Here is a 9,955-nt window from a genome sequence, read left to right on the forward strand (position 1 = left end):
ATGACAAAGACTATTCTCATCACGGGTGCGACTGACGGTATCGGCCGCGCGACTGCGTTGAAACTGGCGGAAGAAGGTCACCGTTTGATCGTCCATGGGCGAAGCGCAGAAAAGCTTGAAGCATTGGCACAAGAGATTGGATCAGATGCATTCGCCGTTCAAGCCGATCTATCGAACCTGTCGCAAGTGGGCGCTATGGCGCAAGTCATAAAAGCGTCTCATGACCATATCGACGTTGTGATCAACAATGCAGGGGTGCTCAAGTTAGTCTCACCGCGCACAGACGATAGATTAGACGCCCGTTTCGTCGTCAACACTTTTGCCCCGGCCCTGTTATCCGAGCTGCTATTGCCGCTCGTGCCAAACAACGGTCGATTGATACACTTGTCGTCCGCAGCGCAGTCTCCGGTCGACCTCGACGTATTGAATGGCAAACGGCGCGTGGGTGACATGGAGGCATATGCGCAAAGCAAACTTGCCCTGACAATGTGGAGCCAGAATTTTTCAGCGCGTCATCCGGAGGGTCCTGTTTCTGTCGCAGTGAACCCCGGCTCGCTGTTGGCGACGAAAATGGTGAGGGAGGGGTTTGGGACTGCTGGGAGCGATCTCAATATCGGGGTCAGTGTTTTGATCAGCGCAGCTCTTTCAGACGAATTTGCGGACGGGTCGGGGCGCTATTTCGACAACGACAGTGGGAACTTCGCAGCACCGCATCCCGACGCCGCCGATGCAGTTAAGGTCGGCAACGTTGTCGAAGCAATCACCAAACAAATCCGAAGCGTAACTCGGCCCTGATCGGACTGGGGTCATTGGATCATTTTCACTTCATTCGCAGCAGCCTATTGCGCGGCACAACTTCATCACGGTACTGGGTCAAAACGCCGTCAGGCGACATGATGCGCGATAGCGACCTATCGCATTCAACGTGAGTCTAAACGACCCCAAACTTTGTTTCCCGTGACCATCCCAGACCATCAGACTTGTCTGTAAACATCTTTCAAGCAGTGTAACCAATGGTTCGCACCCGCACCTACAGCGTGTTGCACGAGACCATTTCCGACCGACGAAAGTTCTCGGTGTTACGTCTGTGTGACCAGCAGCTCCAAGCCAGCGTTTGCGTGCCTAAAACGCGATGCACATAGATCACCGAAAATAAAGAAATGGTGGGTGATAAGGGATTTGAACCCCTGACATCTTCGATGTGAACGAAGCGCTCTACCACTGAGCTAATCACCCGTGGGCGGCGGTTTAGCGTCCCTTGCGGCGCGCTGCAAGCGCGTTTTGCGCCGGTGTATCACGGTGTCCGAGGCGCTCGGACGGCGATGCCGATCGTTAATCATTGTGTAGAATACATATTTAAATCGCTCCCGAGTTGGCTCATTAAAATTAACAGTTAACCTGAGTTGGGAGGGTATCTTTCATGAAAACCATCGCGTTTGTTTTTTGTGCTGCGGCTCTTGCCGCAAGCGCGGCCTTATCGGTCGCCGCCGCCCCTGTGAACCTGATCGTGAACGGGGATTTCGAAACCGGGGGGGCCGGTAACCCGCCCGTCGGGTTCGAGACGGATTACCAGTATCGTCGGATCGACTGCTGTGCCGGGTCGGCCATCGTCGGGCCGCATATCAGTTTTGCCTTCTCCGGGAGAAGTAGTGCGAACGGGCGCGGCGGCGATCATACGACCGGAAGCGGGGACGCGCTCTTCGTGAACGGAAGCACGAATTCGACCCAGGTGTTCTGGCGTCAGACCGTCGCCACGACCATCGGAACGACCTATGATTTCAGTGCTTGGGGCATGATCTGGTTCGGCAGCAACGTCACGACCGAGTTGAAGGTGAACGGCACCTCCGTGGGCACATATGTCATCGACCGCTTCGGAACACTGGATGTCTGGGCACAGGATTTTCTGAGCTTCACCGCCGACAGCACCTCCAGCAGGCTTGAGCTGATCAACGTGTCCACCGGGTTCAGCGGAAACGATTTCGCAGTCGACGATCTGGTGCTGACCGCAGCAGGGACCACCGCGGTGCCGGGACCCCTGCCCGCCGCGCTCCTGCTGAGCGGGCTTGGCGGGCTGGCGGCCTTGCGGCGGCGCAAGACCTGATCGGATCGAGGGTTAGCGAAACGAGAAAGGGAGCCTGTGAGGCCAGCCCATGCGGTAAATGTTGAAAGTCTTGCACCCCGTCAGTAGTCTGGCGGGGTGTTTCCTTTTACAGGCGAGGCTATGGCAAAGAAAAGTGTGAAGAAGCCTGCCTCAAAGGTCTCGAAGAAATCTTCGGGAGTTGAAAAGAGAAGGCTTCCGACAACCGTAGGTGGATTTTCGGTAAATTTTTGCAGAAACCCGCTCTGCAACGCTTTCGGGTGGTTCACCGATCCGCTTGATAGGCGCGGAAAACCTAATCCAACTGGCGACCGTGGGAAGATCACCGGGTCCGGTGAGGAGCAGACCTACTTCTGCCTTCGTGTGAGATATCCAACATCGTGAAATCCAACCGCGCCGTGGCGGAAGAATATTGGAGACTTCGCCGACTGAATAGAAGAACAAACGGAAAACATCGCCAAAATCAGGCCTGTGAAAACCATGGAACGGCAGTTTCCCTGAGCCCCAGTTCGTACTCCTCCTTTGGAAAAACGGCGAAGGGTGATCCCCGGTATCAATGCAAATCATGCAAGAAGACTTTTTCGATCGGCAGACCCACACGGCGACACAAGTCGACGGATGACCCGGGCGCAATCATGAAGTGCCTGGTGAAAAAGGTGCCTCTGAGCCGGATATGTGAAATCCATGAGGTCAGCTTGAAGCAGATCCACGGCAAGATTGACTTCCTCTATCGGCAGGCCGTGGCCTTTTCCCACGAACGCGAGAAACGCCTGGATGTTTGTTTTGAGGATCGAAACCCATTTTTCTCGACCGACATTCAAACCATCTTGGTCAACTGGCCCGTCAAACAGAGGCGCGGGACAATTCCCCTGCTGCATATGGCAACCGTCCACAAATTCTCCCAGTTCGTTGTAGCGGCCACCGTCGATTACGATGCGGATGTCTCTCCTGATGATCTTGAAGGCATCATGACACGCTGCGGTGATTTTGGATTGCCGCGCAGCATGCGTAAGCACGCCAGGCTTTGGGCCGCATCAGAGTATCAGGATTCCCTCATGCGTTCACAAGGCGCGCGTTTTTCCAAGGATGACATTGCCACGGCGGGAAAGTTGCGGCTTCCTGGGCGTGGAAGCTGGGTTCGCGGCGATGTATTCAAGTTCGCTCACATGATGTTGGTGAAAAAGCTGGTCGGAGATCGGTTCAAAGCCGCAAACTATTGCATCGATAAACTATTGCATCGATGACGAAGCAGGGCTTGTCGCGGCCGTATGTGCCTTGAATGTAGAGGCGATCAAGGCCGGTCGCGTGAATGTCGCGGAGGTCAGCTTCAAGAAGGGTATGATCAACGATGATCGCCAAGCCCTAGCGTCCCAAGGCAGAGCCACGCTCACCAACGCCATTGCCGTCGAAGCTCAAAACATGGCGCTGGTTAAAGCTCATTTCCCTCATCTGAGCGACTTCCAGGCAATCACCCTGATCTTGTTATGGAAGAACTATCGAAGGTATTCGCCAGCCGAAAGAGCCGCAAAGTTCGCGAAGTCAGGTGTGCCTTGGCCTTTTCACACGAAGTCAGAACCATACAAGACTATCCACCTTAAAACAGATTTGGATGACATGGGCTGGGATGGATTGGCTAAGTTCTTCGCAAACGCCACCATTCATCCGGTGGATGCATATTTCAATATGGCCAGGCGGCGCGTCCCCGCTTTCGAGCGTGGGATTCCCACGGCATCCAACGAACAGCGCATCTGGCATGCCTATTCGTTCTACAACCCTGAAATGGTTCCGAAGATGGTTGCCATCCTTCGATTCTATTACAACTATATGCTGGTTCCGGTCGATGGCGACGGCCAGAATCCTGCAATGCGGTTGGGTCTGGCGAAGGGAAAGATCTATGTCCGCGATCTACTATCATATTCATAATTACCCCCGCCAAACAATGATTTGCGCCAAACGAGCTTCACGCTATGGTTGCAAGAATTATTTGATAAAATACGTTTCTGGGAAATGGGTTTCATCCCCATATTATCAGTAAGAAACAATACTTTTTGAGGAAGCAGTATGAGCATCGAAACGACCCTTTTCGCAGCCGCGGACAAAATGTGGGGCAACATGGACCCCGGCGAATACAAACATGTGGCGCTTGGAATGATTTTCCTGCGCTATGTTTCGGAGTCGTTTCAGCGCCTTCATGACAAACTCGCGGCAGATGAATACTCGGACCCCGAGGACCGCGACGAATACCTAGCCGAGAATATCTTCTGGGTGCCAGAAAGGGCGCGCTGGTCCTATTTGGCCAAGAACTCCAAAAGCCCCGAGATCGGCGTCATGCTCGACGATGCCATGCGCGCGATCGAGGCCGACAATGAAAGCCTGAAAGGCGCGCTCCCCAAGGTCTAAGGCAAGGAAATCATGGACCGTGGCATGCTGTCGGGCCTGATGGACCTCTTCACCAACTTCAAACTGTCCGGCAGTGAAGAAGACTTCGACCTGATTGGTCGCGTCTACGAATACTTCATTGGCGAGTTTGCCTCGGCCGAGGGCAAGCGCGGGGGCGAGTTTTACACCCCGAAACCCGTTGTCGATACGCTGATTGAAATGATCGAACCGACCAAGGGCCGCGTCTATGATCCGTGCTGCGGCACCGGCGGCTTCTTTGTGCAGTCCGAAAAGTTCATCGACGCCCACAAGGGCCAAAAGAACGACATTGCCATCTACGGTCAGGAACGCAACCACACGACCTATGGCCTGGCTCGGATGAACCTTGCCATTCGCGGGATCTTTTCCGAGATCCGCTGGAATTCCGAGGGCACATTGCTCAAAGATGCCTTCCCGGATGAGCGGTTCGACTATATTCTCGCCAACCCGCCCTTTAACATCTCGGACTGGTCTGGCGATCTCTTGCGCGAGGATGCACGCTGGAAATTTGGCGCGCCGCCCGTGGGCAATGCCAACTTTGCCTGGCTTCAACATATCCACGCGCACCTGTCCTCGTCCGGCATTGGCGGCGTGGTGCTGGCCAATGGATCGATGTCGTCCATGTCGGGGGGCGAGGGCGAAATTCGCCGTGCCATGGTCGAGGGCGACGCGGTGGACGCCATGGTCGCCCTGCCGGGGCAGCTGTTCTATGGCACACAGATTCCGGCCTGCCTGTGGATCTTGGCCAAGGACAAATCTAACGGCGTAGCTAAGGACGCCAAGCTGCGCGACCGGCGCGGCGAGGTGCTGTTTATTTATGCCCGCAAGATGGGTGCGCTGGTGCCCGGATCGCGCAAGCAAAAAGAACTGTCGCCGGATGAAATCGCACAGATCGCCACCGCCTATCACGCGTGGCGCGGCGAGCCGGACGGAGGCGCATACGAAGATGTGGCAGGCTTCTGCAAATCCGCCACGACAGAGGAAATCGCCAAACACAATTTCGTTCTCACCCCCGGCCGCTATGTCGGTGCAGGGGCCGTCGAGGACGACGGCGAACCCTTTGAGGAAAAGTTCACCCGTTTGATGGGAGAACTGCGCGGCCAGTTCGCCGAGGGCCGGCGGCTGGAGAAGGAGATTGAGGATCGGTTGGGAGTGTTGGGATGAATGAGTTATTCCCGCTTTGGGCGCCTTGGGAAGTAAGATCGCTAAGCGATCTCTGCTCAGGAGCAGACGCATCCATTCAAACCGGACCTTTCGGAAGTCAACTTCATGCTTCGGACTATGTTGAGGTCGGCACTCCGTGCGTTATGCCGCAAGACATAAAAGGGGGCCGCATTTCGACAGAGAGCATCGCCCGTATTTCGGAAGAAGACCTTTTGCGCTTGTGTCGCTTTCAGCTGCGTAGGGGTGATATTGTTTATCCAAGGCGCGGCGACATTTCAAAGCGAGCGTTGGTTGGTGAGCGAGAGACTGGTTGGCTGTGTGGAACAGGGTGTCTTCGGATCAGATCGAATGCTTCTGCTGTGGATCCGGCTTTTCTTGCTAATTACCTGTCGCACCCTGAAGTTTGTGCATGGATTGAAGGCAATGCGGTTGGGGCAACAATGCCGCACCTAAACACTGGGCTTGCTGCGGCTATTCCGGTTGTTTGTCCGCCAATCGAAGAACAACGCGAGATCGCGGCGATCCTTGGGGCGCTGGATGACAAGATTGAGTTGAACCGCAAGAAAGCGGCGACGTTGGAAGAGATGGCACGGGCGCTCTATCGGTCTTGGTTCGTCGATTTCGACCCCGTCCACGCCAAAGCCGCAGGCCGCACCCCCGCCCACATGGACGCCACCACCGCCGCCCTCTTCCCCGACAATTTCGGCGAGGATGGCTTGCCTGAGGGCTGGTCGGCGGAGCCATTCATTGATCAAGCGCTATGGGTGAACGGGGCAGCCTATAAGAACATGCATTTCTCTACCGATGCAGATGCGCTGCCAGTCATCAAGATCGCAGAACTGAAAGCCGGGGTCACGGCAAACACGAAGTTCACCGCAACCGATCTTGGTGACCGCTATCGGATTTCACGCGGCGAGTTGTTGTTCTCGTGGTCGGGGAACCCGGATACTTCGATCGATGCCTTCGTTTGGCCCCTTGGAGATGCATGGCTGAACCAGCATATCTTCGCGGTAAGGGACAACGGGCGCATGAGCCGCGCGGCGCTGTTCTGTGCCCTCCGCTATTTCAAACCGGAAATGGCCGAGATTGCTCGCAACAAGCAGACAATCGGCCTTGGTCATATCACTCGGAAAGACCTTGAAGCATTCCCGGTGTCAGTCCCACCGGAAACTGTGGAGACTGCGTTCGAAACTCAGGTTGCTCCCTTATTCGATCGTTATTGCGCCTGCCTCTATGAAAACCAAACCCTCGCCACTCTCCGCGACACGCTCTTGCCGCGTCTGATGTCGGGCGAGCTACGCGTGGGTGAGGCCAAGGAACAGGTGGTGGCGGTCGCGTAATGCGGCTGCCTTTTCATATTAGGGCTTTTGCCTAAAAGAAAATTTGCAGGTTATGTGATGGCGTTCTTGATTGAAGCGGATTTAGAAGACTTCCTGATGGAGGAAATGGGCGATCTGGGCTGTGAGCTGATTCATGGGGCACAGCTCTCGCCCGATGTGAAACCCGCCCTGCGCGCCAGTAACCGCGACACCGTCCTTGAACCGGTGTTTTTGGACGCCGTGCGCGCCATCAACCCTAATCTGCCCGAACGCGCCCTGGTGGATGCGTCGAAAAAGGTTCTCGACGCGGTGTTCACCACCGATTTGGTGCAAGAAAACCACCGCCTTCACCGGCTGATGGTCGAGGGCGTTAAGGCCACCTATGTGCAGGACGGCGAAGAGCGCGGCGCGGTTGTGCATCTGGTTGATTGGAGCGATCAAAACAACGACTGGCGCGCGGTCAATCAGGTGGATGTGGTCGGCAAGGCCCTTCGCATCCCTGATATGGTTATCTTCCTTAACGGGATGCCTCTGGTCGTGATCGAGTTGAAAGGCACCGAAGGCAAGGACATCGAAGCGGCCTTCAATCAGATCGAGACCTACAAGGCCGACATCCCCGATCTGTTCCGCACAACGCTGCTCAATGTGATCAGCGACGGCTTCACGGCGCGCTATGGCTCGCTCTCGGCCAATTTGGACCGATTCATGGCCTGGCGCACGCTGGATGGGGAAACACTGGTTCCCGCGGGCACCGACCTTGCGCTGGAAACACTGGCGCGCGGGCTTCTGAACCGGCAGACGCTGCTCGACCTGCTGCGCTGGTATGTTGTCTTCGAGGATGAGGGTAAAGGCCCGATCAAGAAGGTTGCCGGCTATCACCAGTTCTTTGCCGTGCGCAAAGCCATGGATGCCATTACCGGCGCGCGCGGTCGGGATGGCAAAGCCAGTGTGATCTGGCACACTCAGGGCTCTGGCAAGTCGCTTCTTATGACCTTCCTTGCCGGACGGGTGATGTATGATCCAGCTCTGGAAAACCCGACGCTGCTGGTGCTGACGGATCGTAACGATCTGGACAACCAGCTGTTCGCCACCTTCGCACGCTGCAAGGACATTCTTGGCGAGGAACCGGTGCAGGCCGACAGCATCAGCGATGTGAAGACCCTGTTGGACCGCGATGTTGGCGGGGTTGTCTTTTCGACCATCCAGAAGTTCCGGCCGGATGCGGGCGGCGTGTTCCCTGAGATCACGGATCGCTCGAATGTCATCGTCATGGTGGATGAGGCGCACCGCACCCAATACGGGTTCGACGCGAAGATGACCAAGGAAGGCGATGTAAAATACGGTCTCGCATATCAGCTGCGCCAGGCTCTTCCGAACGCTGTCTATGTGGCGTTCACTGGGACGCCGGTCGAACTGGTTGGGGCCAATACGCGCGGTGTGTTTGGCGACTACATCGACATCTATGACATCGCCCAAGCAGTCGAAGATGGAGCCACCGTGCCGATCTACTACGAGGCGCGGGTTGCGAAGATCGAGCTTAACGAAGACATCGCCAACGAACTCGACGAGGAGTTTGGTGAGGCGACCGAAGACCTCGAAGAAGACGAAGCCGATGCTGTGGCCAGGAAATGGTCGCAGGTGGAAGCCCTTGTCGGCGCTGACAGCAGGATCGATGCAGTTGTAGCTGACATCCTAAAACATTTTGATGCCCGCATCGAGGCGATTGACGGCAAGGCGATGATCGTCTGCATGAGCAGGAGAATTTGCGTTGAGGTTTACAATCGCATCGTCGCTGCCCGGCCGGAATGGCACGGGGATACGGACGACACAGGCGAAGTGAAGGTTGTCATGACCGGCAGCGCATCAGATCCGTCCGAGATGCAGCAGCACATCCGCTCGAAGACGAAGCAGGAGGCCATCCGGAACCGATATAAAGATTCAACCGATCCGCTCAAACTCGTGATTGTCAGGGACATGTGGTTGACCGGTTTTGACGCGCCTTGCATGCATACGCTTTATGTGGACAAGCCGATGAAGGGTCATGGGCTGATGCAGGCCATTGCTCGCGTGAACCGAGTGTTTGAAGGCAAGCCTGCGGGTCTCGTTGTCGACTACATCGGAATTGCAGCAGACCTCAAAAACGCACTCGCGCACTACTCCCAATCAGATCAGGCAAAGACGGGTGTGAGTGGAGCTATGCCCGAAAGTTGGTGACGGCGTGATCAGGCGGCACTTTGAAGTTGCTTGATCCCGTCCTTGAATTCAATCCCTTCGATGATTTCGGGCATGCGGTTGGCACCATCGAGTTTGCGCCATTTTGTCTGGGCTGACATCATCAGCTTGAAGGCCATGGCGAGCCCGGTTTTACGGCTGAGGCACCCCTTGGTTTTACCAGTGCGATGCCGCACCGTGGCGAAGGTGCTTTCGATGGGATTGGTTGTGCGGATGTGCTTCCAATGTTCAGCGGGGAAGTCATAGAATGCCAAGAGCACGTCGCGGTCTTTGGTCAATTTAGCGACGGCCTTGTCGTATTTTACGCCGTAGGTTGTGACGAAGAAGTCGAAGGCCGCCTCGGCATCCACGCGGGTTTCGGCCTGCCAAATATCGTGCAGATGACCTTTGGCTTTGGCCTGAACGGACTTCGGCATCGCGTTCAGAACATTGCCGGTCTTGTGGAACCAGCAGCGCTGTTCTTTCGTGGCACCAAAGACCTCGCGTAGCGCATGCCAGAACCCCAAAGCACCGTCACCAATGGCAAGGTCAGGCGCGTGGGTGAGCCCGCGTCGTTGCAGATCAAGCAGCAGTTCTCGCCAACTTTGGGTGCTTTCGCGGTAGCCATCAGCAAGGCCGATGATTTCCTTTCGACCCCATTCATCCGCGCCGATCAACACCAGGACACATTGTTTTTCTTCAGCCATTCGTGGGCGGAAGTAGACACCATCAGCCCAGATGTAGA

At 55.9% G+C, this 9,955-nt stretch carries 9 protein-coding genes and 1 tRNA gene; 8 read left to right on the forward strand and 2 right to left on the reverse strand.

What is annotated here, in order from left to right:
• Positions 1-795 (forward strand): SDR family NAD(P)-dependent oxidoreductase, encoded by a 795-nt coding sequence (locus E2L05_RS14275; RefSeq protein ID WP_133343580.1) that lies wholly within the window; start codon positions 1-3, stop codon positions 793-795.
• Positions 796-1,161: 366 nt separating this feature from the next.
• Here the strand turns inward: E2L05_RS14275 and E2L05_RS14280 are convergent.
• Positions 1,162-1,236: transfer RNA gene (locus E2L05_RS14280), tRNA-Val, on the reverse strand.
• A 184-nt stretch (positions 1,237-1,420) separates the two neighbouring features.
• Here E2L05_RS14280 and E2L05_RS14285 point away from each other — a divergent pair.
• The 7 genes from E2L05_RS14285 to E2L05_RS14315 all read left to right on the forward strand — a co-directional run bounded on the left by E2L05_RS14285 (position 1,421) and on the right by E2L05_RS14315 (position 9,213).
• A complete protein-coding gene (locus E2L05_RS14285) occupies positions 1,421-2,101 on the forward strand; it encodes a hypothetical protein (RefSeq protein WP_133343581.1) in 681 nt (226 codons plus the stop codon).
• Positions 2,102-2,478: 377 nt separating this feature from the next.
• Positions 2,479-3,342 (forward strand): hypothetical protein, encoded by an 864-nt coding sequence (locus E2L05_RS14295; protein WP_133343583.1) that lies wholly within the window; start codon positions 2,479-2,481, stop codon positions 3,340-3,342.
• 31 nt (positions 3,343-3,373) lie between these two features.
• Positions 3,374-4,021 (forward strand): hypothetical protein, encoded by a 648-nt coding sequence (locus E2L05_RS14300; protein WP_133343584.1) that lies wholly within the window; start codon positions 3,374-3,376, stop codon positions 4,019-4,021.
• A gap of 138 nt (positions 4,022-4,159) precedes the next feature.
• Complete coding sequence (locus tag E2L05_RS21130) at positions 4,160-4,498, forward strand: type I restriction-modification system subunit M N-terminal domain-containing protein (RefSeq protein WP_243721991.1); 339 nt, start codon at positions 4,160-4,162, stop codon at positions 4,496-4,498.
• A gap of 12 nt (positions 4,499-4,510) precedes the next feature.
• The gene (locus tag E2L05_RS14305; RefSeq protein WP_243721992.1) at positions 4,511-5,680 is read left to right on the forward strand and encodes an N-6 DNA methylase; all 1,170 of its coding nucleotides are present in this window, start codon (positions 4,511-4,513) and stop codon (positions 5,678-5,680) included.
• Positions 5,677-7,020 (forward strand): restriction endonuclease subunit S, encoded by a 1,344-nt coding sequence (locus E2L05_RS14310; RefSeq protein ID WP_133343585.1) that lies wholly within the window; start codon positions 5,677-5,679, stop codon positions 7,018-7,020. Before E2L05_RS14305 ends, E2L05_RS14310 begins: the two co-directional genes overlap by 4 nt.
• A gap of 57 nt (positions 7,021-7,077) precedes the next feature.
• On the forward strand, positions 7,078-9,213 hold the full coding sequence (locus tag E2L05_RS14315; RefSeq protein ID WP_133343586.1) for a type I restriction endonuclease subunit R: 2,136 nt from the start codon (positions 7,078-7,080) through the stop codon (positions 9,211-9,213).
• A gap of 8 nt (positions 9,214-9,221) precedes the next feature.
• Here E2L05_RS14315 and E2L05_RS14320 read toward each other — a convergent pair.
• Positions 9,222-9,955 (reverse strand): IS256 family transposase (locus E2L05_RS14320; protein ID WP_133342215.1); only part of this gene is annotated, 734 nt, incomplete at its 5' end.

Source organism: Meridianimarinicoccus aquatilis (genome assembly GCF_004358675.1).
GTDB lineage: Bacteria > Pseudomonadota > Alphaproteobacteria > Rhodobacterales > Rhodobacteraceae > Meridianimarinicoccus > Meridianimarinicoccus aquatilis.

What these genes read in the sequence shown, in the direction of transcription:
- E2L05_RS14275 (WP_133343580.1), top strand. Translation starts at nt 1, where the DNA reads ATGACAAAGACTATTCTCATCACGGGTGCGACTGACGGTATCGGCCGC.
- E2L05_RS14285 (WP_133343581.1), top strand. Translation starts at nt 1,421, where the DNA reads ATGAAAACCATCGCGTTTGTTTTTTGTGCTGCGGCTCTTGCCGCAAGC.
- E2L05_RS21130 (WP_243721991.1), top strand. Translation starts at nt 4,160, where the DNA reads ATGAGCATCGAAACGACCCTTTTCGCAGCCGCGGACAAAATGTGGGGC.
- E2L05_RS14305 (WP_243721992.1), top strand. Translation starts at nt 4,511, where the DNA reads ATGGACCGTGGCATGCTGTCGGGCCTGATGGACCTCTTCACCAACTTC.
- E2L05_RS14310 (WP_133343585.1), top strand. Translation starts at nt 5,677, where the DNA reads ATGAATGAGTTATTCCCGCTTTGGGCGCCTTGGGAAGTAAGATCGCTA.
- E2L05_RS14315 (WP_133343586.1), top strand. Translation starts at nt 7,078, where the DNA reads ATGGCGTTCTTGATTGAAGCGGATTTAGAAGACTTCCTGATGGAGGAA.